We start from the raw sequence: 21,584 nt of genomic DNA on the forward strand, positions 1-21,584 counted from the left end.
ATCCTATGGGTTTATAGCTTTCTGTCCACCCGATCTATCATATCAGGGTTTGATCACGCCGTCTTCGATGGCCGCTTGATGCCAGATCGCGGCGTCTTCCCGGTTCGCAGCGCCGACTTGTTCCCCCGAGGCATAAATCGCCTGATAGAGTTGGAATTGATCCCGTGCGCCCGTCTCAGGGTGCTCCGGATCTGCAGTGCGGGTCCCGAATAGCTCAGCCCGCTTTTTGATGCCCAGCAGCTGCCGGCGCGCCATGATGCTGTCGATGATTCGATACAGCCAGCAGGCCCATTTGGCGAAAAAACCGCGGGCATCAGCCTGCATCCTGCTCAGCAGGCGGGTGCGGTTTCCGTCGCCGGTCACCCGGTAAAACATGACGTTTCGAACGTAAGCGCCGAAAAACTGCCCGCCCTTGAGCCACCACCCCAACTCCCGGCCCGACTCGATGTGACGCAAATAGCCAACGGGACCTGCATCACCCAGCTTGGGCTCGGGCACCCAGGAAATCAGGTGCCTGGCTGATAGACGACCGCCGTTATCAAGACGGTCGTAACTGTACCAGCCCGCACCGCGGCCCATCTGCACCAGCCAGGGCCAGACATCTTTCGGTGGGGCCGCCACCCACAAGGCCCTTGTCATGCGCACGCGCACCGGCGGCCCGCCTTCCAGCCATTCATCGCCGGGCAGCGGCATATCAAACTCCTCGGGCGTAGCGCCCCAGCGTTGCCCCCAGCTCCCGAAGGCGGATAACAGAACGAAACCAATAAGGAAAACAGTGGCCGCAACAATCGCAATGGTGATCCACATTTCGCTACTTATGCCCTTTTTTCGCCGAAATTAAATAATCGGTTTTGATGGACTTCAGATACAGCCAGTGGGTTTTGCGCGGGCGCGTTGCGCGCACCGCCATCCAGCATTCTTCGCACAATATCTTGGATTGATGATGGTGCTCGTCGTCGGCCTTAATTTTCCTTTGACAGTTATTACACCTTGTCGGCATTTATGGCTTTTTCTTTACGTAGGTATATAAAAGTGTGGCCCCAACTCCTTTAAATCAAAAGTTTCGTTCCTGCCCAATTTTTTCATAGCTTTCCTGGATTTCACGGAACCGTTTTTCTGCAAATTCGATAAATTCCTCCGGAAGCCCTTTTGAGATAATGACGTCGGGATGAAAGTCTTTGACCAATTTTTTGTAATTGGATTTGATTTCATCATTTGATGATTCAGGTGAGCAGTTGAGCATTTTGTAGTGCTTATCCAGATCATTGAAATAGACCGCTTTGATATCCTCATATTGCTTGTCGCTGAGGTTAAAAATCACTTTAACTTGTTTCAAAGCAGCTTCTTCAGCCGGATGATAGGTGCCGTCGGCCGCCACGATCCGGAACAGGAGCTCAAAATAGGTCAAGACCAGTGTGGGTTGGTTCTGGACCGCCTGGTACAGTTGGCTGGCAAAATCTTCGATGCGGTAGGGTGAGTCTTTGGCTTCGTTGAAAACCTGACGCGCAAATTGCTTTTCGGTTTCGTCAATCGGCAGGCTGTTGATAAAATCCTGCACAACCGCAATTTCTTCTTTGCTGACCACCCCGTCTATTTTGGAAAGCTTGCCCAAAATTGAAAACAAGCTGATAAAAAAGGTCGCCTGGGTCTGCTCGGCATACTCAAATTGCGGTCGCGGTATGGCCCTTGGATCCGCTCCGGTCAAATCAACCCGCTTATCAATCAGGACATGCCCCAATGCTGCCCCGGCAATAGCGCCAATAGGCCCGCCGATCAACATTCCCAATGATCCTAAAGCCAATTTTCCAAACCAACCCATAAAAATCCTCCTTTAGCAAAACCATTCGGTGTTCACTTCAAAATTGATAGCTGAAAAACAAAGAGGGGTCAAGAATGTGAGCAACTAGGGGGACGCCCATAAAATTATAAGTTTCTAGATGTATTATTGCCGCAGAAGGCAATACCGCATGTTTATTGCGCATCGATCCCGTTTATTCATTTTTCTTGGCACTGATGCGTTTCAAAAGCTCCCAAAAGGGCACAGCTGTCAGGCCGCCGATGACACCGCCGACATAGCTGGGCAAGCTGAAGCCGAACATTCTGTGCCAGATCAAACCCGCCAGAGAGCTGGCCACCACAATGACGATTAACGTAAATACCAAACGCTGCCAGAAGGGCATCTGAAACCTCCTTATGATATTTTATGATTTTCTGTCATACAGCGTTTGAAACTAATCCGCAAGTCCATGTCCGATTCAGATCCGATCAAAACAGGCCCATCTTGATTCTTTATAGAAATGGCCATCTTACACCGAAGCCGCCTTCTTCCGCGAAGTTATATTCGGCTATTATCGTATAATTTTATGGGCGCCCCGTTTCTTTCGGGAGGACTGTTTAATCTGCACGCAGTGCCCTGCGGCCTTCTCCAAGAACCTCGGCAAAATAGTGTTCCAGAGCAGAATTGACCTTGGGGCATTTATTGATCACTGTCGCGGCCCAATTTAGATATGTAAGGCGACGCTCCAGGGTCCATTGGGGCGGGGGCGTGTGGGTCACGTCAATGATATTGGATATCTTATCGCCGAGCTTGATAAGCACAGCATCCGGCGAAAGCTCGGGTGCGTGTCGTATTTGCAGCTGCTTTCTTTCATCTTTCGGCAGGGATTTATCGTCAGAGACCTCTTCGACCAGCCGGCGCACCCTTTTGCCAAAAGCTGCCTCCAACTCCTCTGGGCTGGTTTCTGTATCTTCGAGCGTGTCGTGAAGCCAGGCGGCAGCCAGTATGTGGGGATCATCAATACCGCCCACTTCAGCAATCACGCTGGCGACCGATTTTAAGTGCTCGATATAAGGGCATTCATTGCGACCCTTGCGGATTTGGCCTTTATGTTTTTGGGCGGCAAACTCAGCCGCCTTTCTGACAAGCGCATCTTTCATATCATCCGGTATTGGTGAAACTTCGTTTTGATCTCATACTGAGTGAAACAGATTAATGCTGCGTCATGATGAGGGTCAAATTTACCAACAAAAATTCGAAAAACAGCACGGATTCTGTATTCGGCTTCAACTGGTTTGTTTCTGCTTTTAGGATGAAGTAATTGAATCGGTTGTAATCACTTTGCAAAACTCACCGTTGAGGCTGGCGATGTGAACCGCATGGATATCTTCAGCAGGATAGAGTTTGCCGTCGGGACCCTTTCGATCGAAGGTCGCAGTGGCATCTGAAACCAGTAATACCTTAAAACCAAGATTGCCGGCCATCCGAGTTGTTGTTGAAACGCAATGATCTGTCGTTAGGCCGACAATCACAACATGTTCTATCCCGTTACTCCTGAGATATGTTTCGAGTTTCGTACCGATAAAGGCACTGTTGACGGTTTTCCTGAAGACCGGCTCACCCTCAACCGGTGTCGCTTCCGGCTTGAATTCAAAACCGGGCAGATCAGGCTGTAGCGGTGAATCAGGCACCACGGAACTATGCTGGACATGTATCACCGGTCTTTTGTCTTTTCGCCACAAACGAATCAATTGCGCTATGTTGGCTTCGGCATTAGGATTATTTCTTTGTCCCCATTTGGGGTCGTCAAAGCCCTGCTGCACATCGATGATCAAAAGTGCCGCATTTGTAAGGACCAAAGGTTCCATAGTATTCTCCTATCCCGCTGTCATCGGGCATAAGATTCGGATATTATTTCAATTCCGTTTCAATTTTCTAAAGACTGGATAAGTTTGACATAAATGTCAATAATTAAAGTACACCAACCCTGTCTGCAGGCGGATATTTCTATTCACAGTTCAAAATTGGACCCTTCCCGCTTAGGAAAAGCATCAGGTTTGCTTTTCGGTAAGATATTGCCAGTAGCGGCGCGGCAGCTGGCGCAAATGCAGCTTGGGGTTGTCGCGCTGCGGAATGTTGACAGCATCATAGTATTGTTGCCACAGGTTTTGACAAAGCTGTTCGCTGACAGGTTCGTTTTGGCGAATCGCTTCCACCTCGGCCGCATCAAATTGCAGCTCACGCATCCGCTGCTGGTCGTAGCACAGCCCGTAGTTTCTGGACGTGTCGTAAATGATCCAGCTCTGATCACGAAAGCGCATTTCAAAATGCCGCCGCACCAGCGGCAAAACATCAAACTGGGGAGCGATCAGGGCCAGATATTGACCCTCACCGGTTTGTTCAAATCGGACAAATCCTTTCATCCGATGTGCCTCGCGGCGCACCTTCTGGGCAAGTTTTTCGATTTGAATATGGGCGTTTAGGTGTGCCTTATTTTTGCGGCCCTTGCGGCCAGGTATGGTATCCCAAACAAATTGATATATGGCTGTTTCCACTTTGGGGTTGTTTGACAGATAAGCTTCAAACAGCATCCGGCGTCGTTTGACACCCAGATGCGATTTGAGGCCTTTCCAGACGCGATCGGACTTATCCAGATTCGTAGTGATCGAAACCCGGCTTTCAAAAAGCCCCATTTGATGGCCATTGGCTGTCTCAATGGCATCCGGCGGCTGCTTGGCAGCATAGACCTCAAATAGCGCTGTCAGAAGCCCCTCAAAAGAGCCGTCAGTTACAAAAACAAGTCGCGATTGCCCGACCGGTGGTGTGCTGCCGGCTGCTTTGCGCTTAGAATTAGCAGATTGGTCCTTTAAAAATGTGCCTTTCCATTGTGTGCCAGGCATTCCATCACATCGGATATATGGCTGAGCACGTGAGATAACCACCCCCATTTGCTTAAGGTGCTCGAACCGAATGCGCCCTTTGCGCCGCAGGCGCACAATTCGTTTGGCCGATGTTAGCCCGATACCCGGCACCTTTAGAATCATCCGCTGATCGGCGGAATTGATGTCGATCGGAAACAATGACGGGTTCCGCAGTGCAAAGCTCTGCTTTGGATCGATCTTCAGGTCAAGATAAGGGTCTTCGTTGCTGATCACATCATCGATACCAAATCCGTACAATCGCATTAGCCAATCGGCTTGATAGAGGCGGTTTTCACGCTGCAATGGAGGTTCGCTGAGGTCTGGCAGTTGCATCCCGGGCTCACCCACCGGTACGTAGGCGGAGTAATAGACGCGCTTAAGCGCCTGATCATGATACAGCTGGTTGGCCAGTGACAGAATCTTGTGATCGGATTCCGGGCTGGCACCGATGATCAGCTGGGTGCTTTGGCCGGCCGGCGCATAATGCGGCACGTGTCGCAACCGCTTGCGATCATGACGCACCTCAGCAATGGTTTCGCGGATGACGCCCATCGGCTCCAGGACAGAGTCATAGGTCTTTTTTTGGGTTAGCAGTTTCAGGCTTTTTTCAGAGGGCAGCTCAATATTGACACTCAAGCGGTCGGCGAACAGCCCAGCCTGCCGAATCAGGCGCTGATCTGCGTGGGGAACGCATTTTAAATGGATGTATCCGTTGAATCCCTGCTGGCGAAGCGTCTGCACCGTTCGAACCAACCGCTCCATAGTTTCATTTGAACTTCGCATGATGCCTGAGCTTAGAAAAAGGCCTTCGATGTAGTTGCGCCGATAAAAATCCATGGTGAGTGCAACCACTTCACGCGTTGAAAAAGCTGCGCGGGGAATATCGTTTCCAAGCCGGTTGACACAATAAGCGCAGTCGTAGATACAAAAGTTGGTAAACAGTATTTTTAGCAGGGAAACGCAGCGACCGTCCTCGGTGTAGGTATGGCAGATGCCGGAGGGCGCCGCATTGCCCAGCCCGCGACCCGAATTTTTCCTGCGGCTGCCACTGGATGCACATGAAACGTCATATTTAGCAGCATCCGCCAGGATGGCCAGCTTATCTTCGATGCGCATGACAAGTCCCTTGCAGGTCGTTAGGAAAAGATAGGAATATAATTCATTTTGCTGGAGTCTGCAAGCTGAGGGGTGCGGCAGGGGCCTGATGCGAAAGAAAGGGGTGTTGAGAGGAGCGGCTTTGAATATGAATGTATCAGGCACTAAAAATTATGCAAATTTTCTCAAGGCAGTCACTGGCGATCAGGGTTTTACGATTCACCTAATTTGATGGGCGTATTTCTATAACCAAGTGCTTATCATGCTTGCGAGGGCTTTTTTCTGCCGGGTCGCGGCAGCAAACCGCTGACACCCGCACCTGCCAGTATCAGCACAAATGCCATAAGATCGAATCCGCGCCACGGCCCGCCGCCATAACCGTAAAGTGCGAGAAGGGCGATGCCCAGACAAAGCAAGACGGCGCCGCTGATCTGCTGTTCGGCAGTTTGCGTCGTTCTGCCGGCCGGCAGGGATCGCCGCTCGACCGGCGCGAACACAAGCGCTACGGGCAGTAAAAAGACATACAATACCAGCATCCAGACGGGCTGCAGGAGCCACCAGCCGGCAGTGCCCGGCTCGAGTGTCAGCCCAATGCCGCCGGCCAGATAAGCCAGACCTACCACAATGAACAGCACGGTCACATGCCATAAATAAATCGTCATGATCATACTGTTGACCAGAACGGTGGCCGTCCAGAGGTTAACCCGCTGCAGCAGGCGCCGCATCGGTTTTTCAATGGACAGCAGCAATCCGAACTGGAAGATCCCCAGGGCCAGCAAGGGCACTTTGGGCGGTAGAGTATTGCTGACACCATCACCCGGGGAGCCGGCCATCGCCAGCGGATACGGCCCCAAAAAGATCATCAGCACCAGTGCGGTCAGCCCCAGAAGCGATAACACCAGCAGTTGCTTCGGTCCGCTGAAACGGCCATCGTACCAGGCATAGCCGAGCTGATGCACGGCCAGCCAAATCCAGAAATAATTGCTCCATCCCAGCCACTGCAGGCGGGTGGTAAAAAATGCCAGATCGACCAGTGCGGCAACAGCCGCAAGGGCCCAGAATGATAAAAAGCCCCAGCGGTGCCAGGCACCGCGCGTCAGGGGCGCCAGGATAACGACCATAATGTAGATAGCCAGAAACCAGATCGGGATCAATGCCGCCTGAGAGGAAAACTGAATCATTTGGCGACCGACACCCACAAAATGCATCACCAGCGCAATCCCCGCCCAGGCCAGCAGCAGCAACAGCACCGGTGTCACCAGCCGATGCAGGCGCGCCGCCAGCCAGCCGGCATAGCCCACTGCCCTGCGGCGCGCGCTGTCCAAAGAAATGGCATTGGCATAACCACCAACGATAAAAAAGATGGGCATGACCTGAAACAGCCAGGTCAGCCAGCGGGTTGTCGGCTGGATATCCAGTAAATCGCCGTAAGTCAGCGCACCGTTCTGGACATATGCGGTCGCGATCAGCCAATGGCCGGTAATGACGAACAGAATCGACACCGCACGCAGAAAATCAACATATTTATTTCGCTCATCCGGTGTTTTCTCCGCCAGCGACCTGGCCTGTGACCATATGCCCATACGCAAAACTCCTAACTTGCATGACTAGGGGGACGACTAGGGGGACGCCCATAAAATTATAAGTTTCTAGTTTTATTTTTGTCTTTTGGCTTAGCTCTTGTTAGGTCTTATAAAATGCTTATCAGAGTCGGCCCCCATTTTTAATTTCTATAAAATTGGGATCAGAAGGTACACGTATATAACCTCGGAATTGTTTATGTATCGGTATTTTATAATAAAACTTAAGGATGTAAAGCAATTGAAATTGAATAGGAGAGATTGGAAGCATGAAGAAACTTATAATTTTATGGGCGTCCCCTTGCTTTTACCTGATTTGTTATTCGATGATACCTAGAATGAGTTGGCCTTCCACAGCACCTTTCTTTACCGGGTGTTGTTGTTGATCTGTGGCATCAGGGACATGCTCCGATACATATCGATAAGCCTCATCAACCGTAATTAAACCATCCTGATCGGTGTCGGCTTTTCCTTTTAGACCTTCCAACAAAAAATATGTAAACACGCCATGCTTAAGGTTTGGTTTTTCAGCACTGACCTCATTGGCACCGCTGGCCGTCAATATGATCTTGCCCTTACCTCTTGCAATTCGATCCAAAAAGCCATCCGATAAGTTTGATCTTATATCATTCAGGCTAATCGAGCGCCCTCCACTGGCGCCACTGTAGCATGAGTCGGCGATAAAAATGAGCCGCTCTGATTGGATCCTTTTGAAAATACGTGAAATTTCTGCCATCGGCAATGCTGTGGCGTACAGGTCTTTTGGATCCACATCATAGGGCAGAAGGTATTTTTCCAGTCCATCACCGTCCGGGCTACTGACATCTTTTTCCGTCGCCCCGTGCCCGGCAAAATAGATAATTACCATGTCCTCTTTGCCAGCCTTGTTCTTTAAATGTGTGCCCAGACTGCTTCTTATCTTCGTTAGCCTTGCATCTTCATTCAGCAGCAGAATAACATTTTCCGGAGGTATTTTATTAAAATCGATCAAGTATTGATAGAACGCTTTGGCATCGTTGTCAGCGTAGTTTAGCTGTCGAATTTGAGGGTAGCTGTTAATACCGATGACAACCGCCCAAAAATTCCGATGCATTTGAATTTTAGTGACCGTCAGTTCACGCTCGGTCAAAAGGCCATCAGCATCAATTGCATGTAGTTTAATCCGGTTTGCGCCTTTATCAAGGGGAATACGGCTGGTGAATTCAAATCTTTTTGGATACGCTCTTTCCTGTATTTTCAATCCGCGGACATCCGGATCTTCGATAAGTCGATTATTTACATAAACGTTCAGCTCTTTTAATCCCAGATCATCGATGGCTACCCCTGTAAGATTGATAAAGGGGGCCTCTGTGGTGATGCCATCTTTGGGTGTGGCCACGACGATAACAGGCGGGGTTTTCGAGCTTTCTTCCAGCTTTGTGAGTATTTCCTGTTTTTCTTCAAGCTGTTTGGCCAGAAGATCGCTCTTTTTTCTCTCCTCCTCAAACTTCAATTTCATTTCTTCCAGCTGGGCTAAAGTTGCCGTCAGCTGAGCAAGCTTATTTTCAAGGTAATTGACCTCTTCCTGTTCAGACGCGCTTAGCTTTACGGGTGCATCAGGCGCAATAATTTTCTCTTCCGGAATACTTTTGGTCTGCTCAGCTTTTTGCGATTCAGCCTTCTTTTTTATTTCTTCTATTTGCTTTTCAACTTTAACCAATTCTTCGGTTGCTTTTTTCTCAGCAACGTACACGGCTCGGCGCTTGTTTGCGAGATCCGAGGCCAGTTTAATTTGTGGATTATTCGGATTCTGCTTGTACAATGATTCATAAAAATCAGCTATCTTTTCAAAGTCATCCCGCTGCCAGACGATGATATCGATTTTAAACGAACCCAAATTATCTATAAAATAAACTTTTTGCTTGGCGTTGCCGTATCGGTCATGTCCCCCATCAGTTAGGCCCAGGTATAAATACCCGGGATAAAATGCCTTTAGAATATAACCTGAAAAGTCCATATAAGACAGAAGAACAGCGTGGTTTTTCCCCTCCCTGGCCAGTGTATTGGCACCGGGTGAATATACATACCGTTTTTTATCGGGGTTGCTTGGCCATACATTTATACTGCCGGTCCCAAACATTGAATAAAGATCGCCTTTTTCAAGACGCACGCCGGTATTTTGCATGCCCGGAATGTGGCCATATATATTTACCGTTTTGTATTCTTTGACGATTTCCGGCAACGGTTCAGAATTTTTCAGAACGGGTTTTGAAGCACATCCGATGGCAAACAGACATGCATAAAGGCAAAAGACGCAGAGAAATGGGAGGCGCTTTGGCATGTTTGAGGCTCTTTTTTCTGGAGATTATAGTCGGTAGCTGACTGAAAATATAATAAATCAAACTGGATATGTTTATGTCAATAAAAGATATACAAACAGACATAATAGGGCCGATCTGAGCCCTTAAATCTTTTTTTAACCTTACCGGCTAAACCATCTCTTCGGCAGCTTGACAGCTGCCACGTTGTGCCATAGTATTTTTTAACTATAAATCTACATATATAGAAAGCAGGTGATACCAGAGCTTATCATTGCGCAACCGTAAAGTTTCGTTTTGAGGCGCTGCTAAACCGCGCAGACCCATAGTTCAAATAATGATTCGTTGAGCTCCGCCTTGGATTTCTTGAAAGGAGGTCTAAGCAAAATGACGTACTCAACGAAGTGCTATACCCACACAATAATATTTCAACGCGATTCTCATGGTGGTTCAAAGACTCGCTTGCAAAAGCCCATGCCGTTTCTATGGTATGGGCTTTTTATTTGAATGAAAACCTAAATGATTAATAGGAGGCAAAGATGATCATAAATATTTATGGAGATGGATCGGTAGATGAGCGGGTTGGTCAAGAAAATCAAAGAGCGCCGAGTGGAGTTTCCTGGCATAACCACTGCAAAAAAAAGGACCCGGATAATGTAGGGGGATGCTGTGACGATTTGCAAACTCTTTGTATTGATAAATGTGATGACAAATTTATCGACGACGGAAATTTTGACGGCATTGGCTGTATACGCGATTGCGATTCTGCCTGGAGTGATTGCGCCGCTGTATTAGAAGATGAAACTGATCCTACCTTAAAGGAACAGGCAAAAAAAACTCGGAAATCAAAAAAAACATAATCTTAAAAATTTTTATCTACAGCAAACGCAATAATTTTCATTTACGTAAACGGGCACAGCTGCGGTAAAACCTCACGCGAAAGGAGGCCCATGATGAAGAACGTTTATGCATTGTGTATCGTAATGTCCTTGATGCTCATAGCAGGTTGTGTGGCAAATCAGCCCATCCCCGACGTTAGAAATCTGCCGGAAGACTTTGCCCCCATTTATGATCAATCGCTGGCTGATCTTAGTGCAGCTGCTTTGGGTAGAAATCAATGCAGAACAAATTGCGTTGTTGAATATGAAGGGCAGATCGGCAAATTAAAAATCTGTAACGATCTTTGCGATTGCCTACACAGAGATCAGGAGCTTGCGCCGACATGGAACCGGTATATTACTTGCGTCAATGAATTGCTCGATGAAATCCTGGCAGAGTAAAACAATAAAAGATGTGTATGCATCTAAATGCGGCGACTGATGCGTACTGGGAATAAAACCCTGCTTGCCGCGGCATTTTGTTACGGCGGAGCTGGACAGAGCGGGGACGGAAGCACGATAATGCACGGACAGGAACCATTCAGGCCTTTGTCTTCCTTAACAAGATACGCCTCCTATTCACGCTTGAAGCCTTGCAATTTAGCACTATATTGAACAGTTGCCAGTTTTACATGAAAAATAGTCCCCAAATAACAGTAGGAGGTAATCATGATATTTCCAAGAACCTTTTCGCATATCGGCCTGTCCGTTACCGACCTTGAAAAAGCGGTAAAATTTTATACCGAAGTATTCGGCTTCTATGTAATAATGCCGCCAACGGAAATTACCGAAGACGACAGTGCCATCGGTATTATGTGCAACGATGTTTTCGGTAAAGGATGGGGAAGTTTTAAAATCGCCCACCTATCGACGGGCGACAAGATCGGTCTTGAGATTTTTGAATTTCGTAACGCCGAGGATCCTAAAAACAATTTTGAGTATTGGAAAACCGGTATTTTTCACTTCTGTATTCAGGATCCTGACATCGAAAGCCTTGCTGAAAAGATTGTTGAACATGGCGGCAAGCAGCGCATGCCGGTTCGAGAGTATTACCCCGGTGAGAAACCATATCGAATGGTATATTGTGAAGACCCCTTCGGTAATATCCTCGAACTATACAGCCATAGCTATGAATTGACCTATTCGGCTGGCGCTTATCAGGAAGTTAAGGCCTAAACCGCCACCCAGATGTTTCAGGGATGGATTCATTCAAACGGCTTTTAGGATATGCCGGCAACTCTAAAGTCGGGGTAGGTCAATTAAATTATGCGCTTTCGTGTGGTTGACTACTTTTTGCATTTTCTTAAAAATTGTCAGCTTCGTGGCGTGATTCGAGCCCATTGATGACTTTATAATTGGCCTCTGAAGCCTTATGCGGTTTTTCTTCCTTATCACCGCGAAACGCAAAATATAACACAATAGCAGCGATAATGGCATAAAGGGCCAGGCCCAGTAAAGACAGCATGCCGCCCGATCCATTGCCTCCTGCTCCGGCCGGGATCTGATCCATCTGGCCGGCTAGCGCGTCAATTTCGCTATCTGTCAGGCTATCGACCCGCGCCAGAGCTTCCTTGTGACTGATTCCATTGGCCTGTATCTGGGCAATCACATCCGCTTTTCCTAAAAACGCTTTTATTTGCGTGCGGTCAGAGTGTTTACTGGATTCATGATGAATAACGTATTCAGTGGTTATCATAGCGGCCCGGGAAGGGGATACCGGAAAGTATAGTAAGCATGTTGAAATCAACACGGATAAACCCATCAATTTTCTGCAGCGAAATAATTTTTGCATGTTTTCCCGCCTTTTTATGAATTAGCTTTCAATGGCTTCAGCTCTGCGAGCATGGTCGGTATCAGCTCTGACACGGTGGGATGGATATGCATGGCGCGTTGGATCACCGTGTAAGGTTGTTTCGCATACATGACATCCAAAATAGAATGGATGGCCTCATCACCGCCAACGCCTAAAATGGCCGCACCCAAAATCTCTTTGCTGTCTGCATCCACCAAAATTTTCATAAACCCCTGGGTTTCGCCTTTTTCAATGGCGCGGCCAATGTTTTTCATGGCTCTTTTGCCAATCAGCGCCTTGCGCCCCGATTGTTTTACCTGCGCCTCTGTCATTCCGGCGCGCCCCAGCGGCGGATCGATGTATAAACCGTAGCAAAGAATGCGATCGCTGACCCGACGGGGGTCATCATCCAATAAATTGGCGGCAACGATCTCGTAATCGTTATAGGATGTATGGGTAAACGCGCCCTTGCCATTGCAGTCGCCCAGCGCCCATATGCCGGGCATATTGGTGCGCAGTTGGTCATCCACCTGGACGTAGCCGCGTTCATCCGTATCAACTCCGGCTTTATCTAAGCCCAGATCATCGGTGTTGGGTGTGCGCCCGACCGCCAGGAGCAGGTGAGAGCCGTTGACGGCCTTAGCGCCCTTTTCGCAATCGAGCTTAACCTGCACACCATCGCCCTTTTTTTCAACGGCAATACATTCGGCATCGAGTCGAATGTCGATCCCCTCGTTTTGCAAAATGTCTTTAACCGCTTCAGATACATCTTCATCATCGCGCGCAATCAGGCGGGATCCCATTTCAATAACCGTCACCAGACTGCCGAACCGCCGGTACATCTGGGCAAACTCAAGGCCAATATAGCTGCCGCCAATAATGACCAGATGCTCCGGCAGATAGTCGATCTGCATCATGCCGGAATTGGTTAAATAATCGATCTGATCAAGCCCCGGCATGGGCGGCACAAATGCCCGGCCACCGACATTGATAAATATCTTGCCTGCTTCCAGGACCTCATTGCCGATGCTCACCTTCCGGGGACCTTCAAATCGGGCATGCCCTTTGAAGACGGTCAGGTTGGATATCTTTTTCATCCATTCCGGCACTTCATGATTGGAACGGCCCGCCACGTCATCTTTGCGTGCTTTGACCTTTTTCATGTCCACCGTAACGCTGCCGTCGATCATCACGCCGAAATCAGCCGCACGTCTGGCCATGTATGCAGCACGGGCGCTGGCCACCATCGTTTTGGTGGGAATACACCCGGTGTTAACACACGTACCCCCGAACAATTTCCGCTCGATAATTGCGACCTTCATTCCTGCGCCGGCCAATCTTGCCGACAGCGACGGCCCCGCCTGACCGGTGCCAATGATAATGGCATCAAATTTTTTCATGGGTCGTATTCCTCCATATTTAATTGCTGTCATTGAAAAATTACGGCAGGCCCGGCAAGCTGTCAATCAATGCGCATGAAATCTATTTGCCCATTGAGGGGATAATCGCAATTTATGCCAGATTTTAAGTGTGATGCGGTAGTTACTCTACTCCAGGGTTTGTGCAAATTTTCTTAAAACGGTTGTGGCGATGGGGTACAGCAGGCGGTGCCCCCCAATCACATTGGCTTTTCATGTGGCTCAAATCGATAGCGTACACCGGTGTGGAAATCGTCAAACATATTGAAAATTTGATATTGCCCGGTCGTTATGGTTTCACCTGAATTGGCCATCATCAAAACAAAAAGGCCGACTATCAGACCACTTTCTTTTCTCTGTTTCACATTGATGCGCCCCGTAAAGGTCATTGGTGCAATACTTTCCCAGACAGCATTCTCACTTACCTCAAGTACGCTTCCCCCCAGTATCGAAGGAGAAATGGTTTGGGTTGGCCCCTCAACGTGAATGTCCTCCATTTCCAATGTGAGACAATCAAGATAAACCACACTGCTGCCTGCATCAGATGACATTCCTGCACCGGCTCCCAGCTCAAATTCCCAGGTTAGCCAGGAGTCACAGAGAGGGGCCGGAAACTTGTAGCCTAATTCGGCAAAAAAATAATAATAGGCGTTTTCATCCTCATCATTTGTCATTTTACCGTAAAAGGGCAACGTTGCCTGATTCATTTGATAGGACATCCCCCCTTCACATGACGATGAGCTCTCGCATGCGCCCTTCCATTCTCCAATAGAAAACTGCTCCGGATGGGTGAGCCATCCTTTACGGATCTCACATGGACTTGAAAATTCGGATTTTCCCTGCTGGGTAGACCACCCAAGTTCTTTCATCGCATCTTCAATTGAACCTGAGGCCATCGGGTACGGGGTTTTTCCTGGAGGCGGCGGCGGAAAGGGTCGTGCTAAGGGGGATGGAATATTACCTTTTGCTTTCTGTCCACTGGCTATTTTTTTTGCATGCTCAAGAAGCTGCTTGGTTAGCTTTTCTTTTCGTTGTCTGAAAACTTTCAAAACCTTTTTAGGGTCTGCATCGGGGGCTGTCAAAGATAGTTTTGTAACCAGCGCTGACGGGTCTCGCAATTGATTGTTTAAATATGCCAGTTCGAATTTAATACTGCGGATAGCCAGCGCCTCTTCGTCAATTTTGAAGATCGACTTTCTTTTCTCAGCAGTCAAAACTTTGGCTTGTTTTCCTTTTTTAAAAAAAGAGGATGCTGAACCTGCCTGACAAGGCAAGGTCAGGATAATGATTACTGCCAAAACGCTTGCCAGCCGAATGAGCACTTGTTTCATCTGGTCCTCCTTTTGCGCCAAGGGATGCCCACAACATCATAAATTTCTTCCATTATTTTTGGCCTATTTTTTAACTCTTATCTTGCATTATGTGATAGCTATCGTCGTCCGAGCTTATTTTTCATTTAATGATAGATTAACGATGATCTTTTAATAAGGCTAGTCTTGATTTAAAAATGATAAACCCCGCCTCTCAATTAGAGAAGCAGGGCTACTGTTTCCGTGTCATTTAGCGGCTTCTTTGATTCGGGTTATGAATTTAGATAAAATACCTTAACCGTTAAGCCTTGAGCCTGACGCCTTGCGCCTATTTTTTACTATGCCTACCTCATTATGGGGGTTAGCGCATTATTTAAACAAAATTTAAGTATCCTAAAATCTGTTTTAATGTCAAGGGGTTTTGCAGGATTGGAGTTGGGACGGAGAGCGTCAAACACCCAGAATTTTTGGAATTTTGTCCAAGCTGCTGCAAGCGATGAAGATGCGGCAATTGACGTCTCCACTATGATTGCTAGTTTTTTACTAATTTAACTGATCAACCAATACGATGGGCGTCCCCCTGCTTTCATTTTTGCCCTTTATTATTTTCCGATGTCTGCTACACTGTAGTTCCTCTGTTAACCTTAAAACTTGGCTGGGTGATTATCCATGGAAATAGCAATCGTCGGCGCAGGTGTATTGGGATCGATCTTCGGCGGTCTTTTTTTGGAAAAAGGGTTCAAGGTGACGCTGATCGAGGTGCTGGAAGAGCGTGTCCGTCTTATCGATAAGGAGGGATTATGGCTTCAGTGGCCTGACGGCAAGCGAACCCATTCGCGAATCGACATTACCTCCAACGTAGACGAAGTTGGAGATAAAGACGTGGTCATGATAGCCGTTAAAGGCTACCATACCGGATCGGCCATCAAGAGCGCCAGGCCAATGATAAGGGATGACACGATCGTTCTTTCGGTTCAAAACGGCCTTGGGAATTTAGAGGCCATTGCCGAAAGCGTCGGATCGGAACGGGTGGTGGGCGGTATCACGGCCCATTCGGGGATGCCGGTGAGCATGAATGAAGTTCGCTACGTAGGGGGCCTCGGCCCTTTACTGGTGATCGGCCCTTATGACGGGGTATCCCGTCCGGGATTTGAGAATATGGTTGAGCAGTTCCAGTCGGTGGGTCTGGACGTGCATGCCACAAGCGACATCAACAGCGTCATCTGGAAGAAACTCATTGCCAATGTCTCAACCAATGTGGTGGCCGCCCTGACCGGTCTGACCGGCGGGGTCGCTGTAAAGCATGAGCCGTCGGTTAGTATCATCGAAGCCCTCTCGCTCGAGCTGGGCCAGGTGGCACGCGCCAAAGGCATCGATCTACCCGAGCTCGACGATCCCCTTGATTTTTCCTTAAAGGCCTTTGGCTCTACCAAGGACAACCGCGTCTCCATGCTGCAGGATGTTGAAGCCGGTCGCCCCACCGAGATTGGCAACTTAAATGAAGTCATCGTATCCGAAGGCCGGCGATACAACATCCCGACACCCTACAATGAGGCGGTTTCCTGGTTGACCCGCGGTGTAGAAGAGCGAAACCGCCAGAAACGCCAGGTAGCTGAATCAAGCAAAGAATCCAAAGCCGTTCGCGATGCCATTAAAAAAGAAGATCTGGAAGCATTGCGCAAGGCCCTTGAAGCCTCCCCTTTAACCCGCGCCCTTTCCATCCAGTTTACGGAGTTTGAAGCCGGTCGCGCCTCAGCCCGTTTGCCGGGCACCAATCAATTGCCCAATTTTTTGGGGTATACCCATACGGGCGCCCTGTTTACCTTGGCTGAGCAAACCATGGCAGCTGCCGCCAATTCCCTGGGACATGTTGGATTGCCCTTGAATTGTGATGTTCAGTTTTTGAAAGCAGCGGATCCCGCAAAAGATGTCATCGCTTCTGCGCGCGTAATCGATACCCAGGGACGGATTGCCCGCGTGCAGGTGGAACTCACACAGGACGAGCAAACCGTCGCAAAAGTATCTGAGATGGTTTTTTTACGAAAAAAATAGATTTGAGAACCGGCAGAAAAAATTTCTGATGGTTTAAAAAAGCGGACAGCAAGCGCAGATGCGCCCATCTTTTAGAAGCGCTAAAAACAACCCCGTTTTTAGCGGTTCTTACAAATAAACCAGTACTTACCGCGGCCCGACCCCATTTGCAGCATTTATCGATTATTCTTGACACGAATGTCAGTTTTCCGGTATTTGGTAGCCAAATATACGCTTCTTTAAGCTCAGTTTGACGCCGTAAATTCAATTTCATTTTCAATACTCTCTATTATCCCTTCGCTGTGCAGCGACACCTCACTTCTAGTTTACATTTCCTGCGCGAGTAAACGGAATTTTTTCAGATTAAAATTTGAAAATTAGGTGAAAACAAGCTGGAAGACCCACTTTATATTAGCCTGCCTGCTAATTGATGCGTTTGGGTTAGCTTCAACACTAAACCAATAAAGGGAGGTGTATCATGTTTAAATCAAGGAAACGATGGGAACATACCCTCTTATGCGTATGTGCAATCGTTTTTGTCTTGGGCGGATACGCTGCAGCAGAATCCCTATGCGACTGTGCAATAAGAGGGGACCTTGAAAAAGTAAATCTTTTGATTGCAGAAGGCGCCGATGTAAATATGACTGCCCCAGGTGGTGTAACCCCGCTGCATTTTGCTGCCGATAGAGGACATAAGGAGGTAGTGCAACTGCTTATCTCAAAGGGTGCTGATGTAAATGCCTGCACAAAATCTATGACTTATCCTATACATTGGGCTACAGACAGTGGGCACAAGGATGTGGTGGAAACGCTCATTTTAAATGGCGCTAATATAGATGCGGTCGATAAAGACGGAAAAACCCCTTTGCACAGGGCAGCAAAACTTGGCTACAAGGATGTGGCGGAAATTCTTATCTTAAAAGGCGGCAATGTAAATGCACTCGATGAATATAGAGCGGCTCCTCTTCATTTGGCAATTATAAATAAACATACTGATGTAGCGGAACTGCTTATCTTAAAAGGTGCAGATGTGAACGCGGTTACCGAGTATGGCACAACTCCTTTGGATTTGGCGAATATCAATAAAGAAAAAGATGTTCTGGAACTGCTCATGAAGCAAGGTGCACAGTAAAAATATGAAGCGGAGTAATGGCAATTATATTAGTAGGCAGGCTAATTAAAAAGGAAAAGAGGACCGACCGATCTATTTATGCATTTAGGCCCAACCCCATTAGATCCAAACCCGCGCGGACCTACTATAGGCTTGGAAATGAAACCCTACTTGCCGCGGCGCCTTGTCACGGCGCAGCATGTAAATGCGAAGACGGAAGTTTGACAAAACGACGCCGGATCCTCAGCACTCAGTCATGGATTTACTTTTTAACCAATATAATGGGCGTCCCCCTACTTTTTCTTTCAAAGATCCTAATCAGACGTAATCTTGTGATGTTCAAAAATCCCGCGGGCAGATAGAAGGAACATCCAGGCCATACTCAAGTATAGAACTGTGTCTATATGTATGAAACCATTGCTTACCAGGTTCTCAATTAGCGCGATAACAGATACTATCAATCCCGCAACAGGAGCAGCCTTGAATTTTTTGACGATCCCCCAGCCAATCAGGCCTGCGGCCGTAAAATGAATTAGCGCATTCCAGAAAATACCGACCGACAGGGAATCTTTTGTAAAAATAGCGCTCGCGATAACACCAATAAGTGCTACTCCCCATATTGCTGCCAAAAAAAAGGACATAAAACTGCCCATTCGAATCATGATTTTTCTATAATTTGGGTCAGTAGCAGGAGGCCAGAAGAAAAACGTCCACTTCCTTTTTTCCATCAAATCCTCTCTTATAGAAAGGCTGCCCGGTATGGTGTGTTTAAGTTTGACAGATCCTTTAACGGGCGACCCCATTTTTAATATTCAGCCATGAGCGTACAATTTTTTGTTTACGCCAGCTAGAAACTTATAATTTTATGGGCGTCCCCCACTTTTACAAAGGGCATACTGTCTTTCTAGACAGATGCTAAGCTTTCTTTGTGAGGAAAAAGTGTTTAAGGACCAGTATGCCAATCGGTCCAAGGATAAATCCTGCCGCGTACCCCACGGCAAAATTCTTTCCCCTGGCATCAGTTATCCAGGTGCCAATAACACCAAACACATTGGCAACAGCCAATATCAGAATAATGTACGTTTCCATGTTATCTCCCTATTTATCCAGCGAAAAAGTCGGACCTATTAACAAAGGGGGCGTCTGTTCATTTTATATGTTTAGGCCCGAAAATGGTTTTTTAAACTCTTCTTATGGATTATCAACCGCTTAGCGTGTTCCGACTACAATTTTCATTTTCTGACAAATTAGCGTTAGGGGCCTCCTCCCATCATAGGCGGATAATATTCATGTTCCCGCCACATGCGTATATCACTGCTCTCGATTTTGAGGCACGGGCTGGGGCAGTGCTCGACCGTTTCTTCAGTCAGACCGGCTATGGTTCCGGTCACGGTGATTCGGTCATCAGGGCTGTAATCATTCGAATCGAATATGTCGTTGTGAGAAGCAAAGAATCTGCCTTCAGATTTATCCCTGGTCTGGGGTTTCGTATTCCAATCCAGCGGGGTTTGCAGGATCGTAATATCTGTCTGTTCCCCTCTTGCTTTGGAATATAAAATATATCCCCCCAAAGTCACAGGTTCCCCAACACGGCTATCTGCCTCCGCTACCATGGTGTTGAACGGTACTTGCGATTTACCGGCACAGGAAATAAAAAAAATGACGATACAAATACCTATTAGCAAACCTTTTAATGTTGTCATTATTGTACCTCCATTTAATTCGATTATCATACTCTAAATAATGTTGTAAACAGGTGCATGATCCTTAATTATGAGGGTCAAGATAGTTCCGCCTATTTTACCGGCCATCAAGTTTGGTAACTTTTGTTACAGTATCTATGAAGTATAAATTGAAGTCTAGGTACAGCGTTTGTTAAATGGAGAGTATATTGCGGATATGATCCAACAAATTGCGGGCGATGGGGAGGCGGCAGTTTTCTGGTACTTCGAATCGAGTATTACTGAACTCAACTCGCCACGGCGACTTGTCGCGGCGTAGCTCATAGAGCGAAGACGGAAGCCCAGGGGGCGAAGACGAGTCCTCAACACTAAGGCCTATACCTCCGAACCTTGAACCTTTGAACCTTGGTTATGGGCGCCCCTTTTTTTTGTGGTCCGGCCCCATTTTTACCAGAAGCGTAAACCACAAAAAGATCTCAAATCTATTCCATACCACCACCGGGTAATTGGGGGTTAAACTTGAACTCACAGCCGCATTCATCACAGGTTGCATTTTTTTCAGTTTCCTTTTCGCAAAGTGCTACCTGTGCACTGAAGCATTCAGGGCATTTTAAGTTGGCAAAAGATTCCTTTAATTTACATAATTGTTCACAGGATAATTTCATTTGACCCCCTGAAATGAGTACTAAATTATGATTTGCATCTGCAAATAGTTATGAGCGTTAAGACGCCTTAATAAAAGCCGAACTGAGTGTTGTCCGGATAAACGAGCGCTACTCTGCCCTGTCTGTGATAAAGTTATTTCAGAAAGCTTATCACATTGTGGCATTTGTCAATTAATTTTTCTAACGTGGTTTGGGGGCAAGGATTTCACGAATGCTTTCCAGGCGCTCACAGGCGAAGGGGATGCAGCAAGTTACACGGTTGTATCTGACACCTAATACCCATTACCCAATCCCTCATACCTGTTAGTGATAAATTTAATGGGCATCCCCCTAATCCTTTTCTGCAATCTTATAGCTGATCGAAATTCCCGCACTGCTGGTTGTATCAATTGTCGTTTTGAAATTGGGCAAACCTTTTACGTAATCAATAAATTCACCGATACCTTCTGACCAGTTGTTTCTTGCATTATGCGCCGTAAAGCAACCGCCAACTTCAAGTTTGGGTGCGAGCGCTATGAAATAATTTTTATACCAGTCTTTATCCGCGTCGGAAAAGACAAAATCAAAGGGGCCCTCTAGCTTTTCCACAAGCTCGTGGGCATCTGCCAGGCGTGCATCAATATATTCAGAAAGCCCGGCCTCTTTGAAATTGGCAAGCGCCTTTTGATATCGCCCTTCATGAATTTCAATCGTTATGAGTTTACCCCCTGTTTTGCTAAGCGCCCATGCTATCCAGATCGCTGAAAGCCCGGTGGAAGTGCCAATTTCGACAGCCCTGGTGTACTTGTTTTTAATGATCAGATCATAAAGGACTTTACCATCAGCATACGGGATGTTCCAATCTTGCCATTTGCCTTTGGTGTTTTCCAAAAACAGCTTTACCTTCTCATCAAGCGCCGGGTTATCTTGCAGCTCTTCACACTGTCCGCTGCGGATTGAAAACCCCATCATGACGATTAAAAAAACGATGATAAATGGTAAACAAATTTTTACAAAGCTGCTTATTTTTTTCATTCTGAATTCACCC

General features: G+C 47.4%; 22 protein-coding genes. 5 read left to right on the forward strand and 17 right to left on the reverse strand.

The window, feature by feature from the left end; genetic code table 11:
• Window positions 1–42: 42 nt before the first annotated feature.
• The 9 genes from QNJ26_15485 to QNJ26_15525 form a co-directional block, all read right to left on the reverse strand.
• Window positions 43–807, reverse strand: a complete 765-nt coding sequence (locus QNJ26_15485; protein ID MDJ0986941.1) for a hypothetical protein — start codon at window positions 805–807, stop codon at window positions 43–45.
• Window positions 808–811: 4 nt separating this feature from the next.
• Complete coding sequence (locus QNJ26_15490; protein MDJ0986942.1) at window positions 812–1,000, reverse strand: hypothetical protein; 189 nt, start codon at window positions 998–1,000, stop codon at window positions 812–814.
• Between the two features lie 54 nt (window positions 1,001–1,054).
• Window positions 1,055–1,819: a TerB family tellurite resistance protein gene (locus tag QNJ26_15495; GenBank protein MDJ0986943.1), complete on the reverse strand. Its 765-nt coding sequence runs from the start codon at window positions 1,817–1,819 to the stop codon at window positions 1,055–1,057.
• 172 nt (window positions 1,820–1,991) lie between these two features.
• Window positions 1,992–2,180 carry a hypothetical protein gene (locus tag QNJ26_15500; protein ID MDJ0986944.1) on the reverse strand — a complete coding sequence of 63 codons (189 nt, stop codon included), beginning with the start codon at window positions 2,178–2,180 and terminating at the stop codon, window positions 1,992–1,994.
• A gap of 214 nt (window positions 2,181–2,394) precedes the next feature.
• Window positions 2,395–2,937, reverse strand: coding sequence for an HD domain-containing protein (locus tag QNJ26_15505; GenBank protein ID MDJ0986945.1), 543 nt, complete (start codon window positions 2,935–2,937; stop codon window positions 2,395–2,397).
• 147 nt (window positions 2,938–3,084) lie between these two features.
• Window positions 3,085–3,645, reverse strand: coding sequence for a cysteine hydrolase family protein (locus tag QNJ26_15510; GenBank protein ID MDJ0986946.1), 561 nt, complete (start codon window positions 3,643–3,645; stop codon window positions 3,085–3,087).
• 183 nt (window positions 3,646–3,828) lie between these two features.
• Window positions 3,829–5,814: a putative DNA modification/repair radical SAM protein gene (locus QNJ26_15515; protein MDJ0986947.1), complete on the reverse strand. Its 1,986-nt coding sequence runs from the start codon at window positions 5,812–5,814 to the stop codon at window positions 3,829–3,831.
• A 239-nt stretch (window positions 5,815–6,053) separates the two neighbouring features.
• Complete coding sequence (locus QNJ26_15520; GenBank protein ID MDJ0986948.1) at window positions 6,054–7,376, reverse strand: acyltransferase; 1,323 nt, start codon at window positions 7,374–7,376, stop codon at window positions 6,054–6,056.
• A gap of 316 nt (window positions 7,377–7,692) precedes the next feature.
• Window positions 7,693–9,693 (reverse strand): caspase family protein, encoded by a 2,001-nt coding sequence (locus tag QNJ26_15525; GenBank protein ID MDJ0986949.1) that lies wholly within the window; start codon window positions 9,691–9,693, stop codon window positions 7,693–7,695.
• Between the two features lie 516 nt (window positions 9,694–10,209).
• On the opposite strand from QNJ26_15525, the gene QNJ26_15530 reads away from it, so the two are divergent.
• From QNJ26_15530 to QNJ26_15540, 3 genes are all read left to right on the forward strand, one after another.
• Window positions 10,210–10,530 carry a hypothetical protein gene (locus QNJ26_15530; GenBank protein MDJ0986950.1) on the forward strand — a complete coding sequence of 107 codons (321 nt, stop codon included), beginning with the start codon at window positions 10,210–10,212 and terminating at the stop codon, window positions 10,528–10,530.
• Window positions 10,531–10,620: 90 nt separating this feature from the next.
• The gene (locus tag QNJ26_15535; GenBank protein ID MDJ0986951.1) at window positions 10,621–10,950 is read left to right on the forward strand and encodes a hypothetical protein; all 330 of its coding nucleotides are present in this window, start codon (window positions 10,621–10,623) and stop codon (window positions 10,948–10,950) included.
• Between the two features lie 267 nt (window positions 10,951–11,217).
• Window positions 11,218–11,724, forward strand: a complete 507-nt coding sequence (locus QNJ26_15540; protein ID MDJ0986952.1) for a lactoylglutathione lyase family protein — start codon at window positions 11,218–11,220, stop codon at window positions 11,722–11,724.
• Between the two features lie 127 nt (window positions 11,725–11,851).
• On the opposite strand, the gene QNJ26_15545 is transcribed toward QNJ26_15540, so the two are convergent.
• From QNJ26_15545 to QNJ26_15555, 3 genes are all read right to left on the reverse strand, one after another.
• Window positions 11,852–12,340, reverse strand: a complete 489-nt coding sequence (locus QNJ26_15545) for a PA2779 family protein (protein MDJ0986953.1) — start codon at window positions 12,338–12,340, stop codon at window positions 11,852–11,854.
• Window positions 12,341–12,354: 14 nt separating this feature from the next.
• A complete protein-coding gene (locus tag QNJ26_15550; GenBank protein MDJ0986954.1) occupies window positions 12,355–13,740 on the reverse strand; it encodes an FAD-containing oxidoreductase in 1,386 nt (461 codons plus the stop codon).
• A gap of 218 nt (window positions 13,741–13,958) precedes the next feature.
• On the reverse strand, window positions 13,959–15,089 hold the full coding sequence (locus tag QNJ26_15555) for a hypothetical protein (protein MDJ0986955.1): 1,131 nt from the start codon (window positions 15,087–15,089) through the stop codon (window positions 13,959–13,961).
• Between the two features lie 648 nt (window positions 15,090–15,737).
• On the opposite strand from QNJ26_15555, the gene QNJ26_15560 reads away from it, so the two are divergent.
• Both QNJ26_15560 and QNJ26_15565 read left to right on the forward strand, forming a co-directional pair.
• Window positions 15,738–17,120, forward strand: a complete 1,383-nt coding sequence (locus QNJ26_15560) for a 2-dehydropantoate 2-reductase (protein MDJ0986956.1) — start codon at window positions 15,738–15,740, stop codon at window positions 17,118–17,120.
• A 457-nt stretch (window positions 17,121–17,577) separates the two neighbouring features.
• Window positions 17,578–18,231, forward strand: a complete 654-nt coding sequence (locus QNJ26_15565; protein ID MDJ0986957.1) for an ankyrin repeat domain-containing protein — start codon at window positions 17,578–17,580, stop codon at window positions 18,229–18,231.
• Between the two features lie 293 nt (window positions 18,232–18,524).
• On the opposite strand, the gene QNJ26_15570 is transcribed toward QNJ26_15565, so the two are convergent.
• From QNJ26_15570 to QNJ26_15590, 5 genes are all read right to left on the reverse strand, one after another.
• Window positions 18,525–18,938 carry a hypothetical protein gene (locus QNJ26_15570; protein MDJ0986958.1) on the reverse strand — a complete coding sequence of 138 codons (414 nt, stop codon included), beginning with the start codon at window positions 18,936–18,938 and terminating at the stop codon, window positions 18,525–18,527.
• Between the two features lie 187 nt (window positions 18,939–19,125).
• On the reverse strand, window positions 19,126–19,299 hold the full coding sequence (locus QNJ26_15575) for a hypothetical protein (GenBank protein MDJ0986959.1): 174 nt from the start codon (window positions 19,297–19,299) through the stop codon (window positions 19,126–19,128).
• 164 nt (window positions 19,300–19,463) lie between these two features.
• Window positions 19,464–19,913 (reverse strand): Slp family lipoprotein, encoded by a 450-nt coding sequence (locus QNJ26_15580; GenBank protein MDJ0986960.1) that lies wholly within the window; start codon window positions 19,911–19,913, stop codon window positions 19,464–19,466.
• Window positions 19,914–20,374: 461 nt separating this feature from the next.
• A complete protein-coding gene (locus QNJ26_15585; protein MDJ0986961.1) occupies window positions 20,375–20,557 on the reverse strand; it encodes a hypothetical protein in 183 nt (60 codons plus the stop codon).
• Window positions 20,558–20,887: 330 nt separating this feature from the next.
• Window positions 20,888–21,571 (reverse strand): class I SAM-dependent methyltransferase, encoded by a 684-nt coding sequence (locus tag QNJ26_15590; protein MDJ0986962.1) that lies wholly within the window; start codon window positions 21,569–21,571, stop codon window positions 20,888–20,890.
• Window positions 21,572–21,584 lie beyond the last annotated feature (13 nt).

It is taken from the genome of Desulfobacterales bacterium (genome assembly GCA_030066985.1).
In the GTDB taxonomy this organism is placed as follows: Bacteria; Desulfobacterota; Desulfobacteria; order Desulfobacterales; family JAHEIW01; genus JAHEIW01.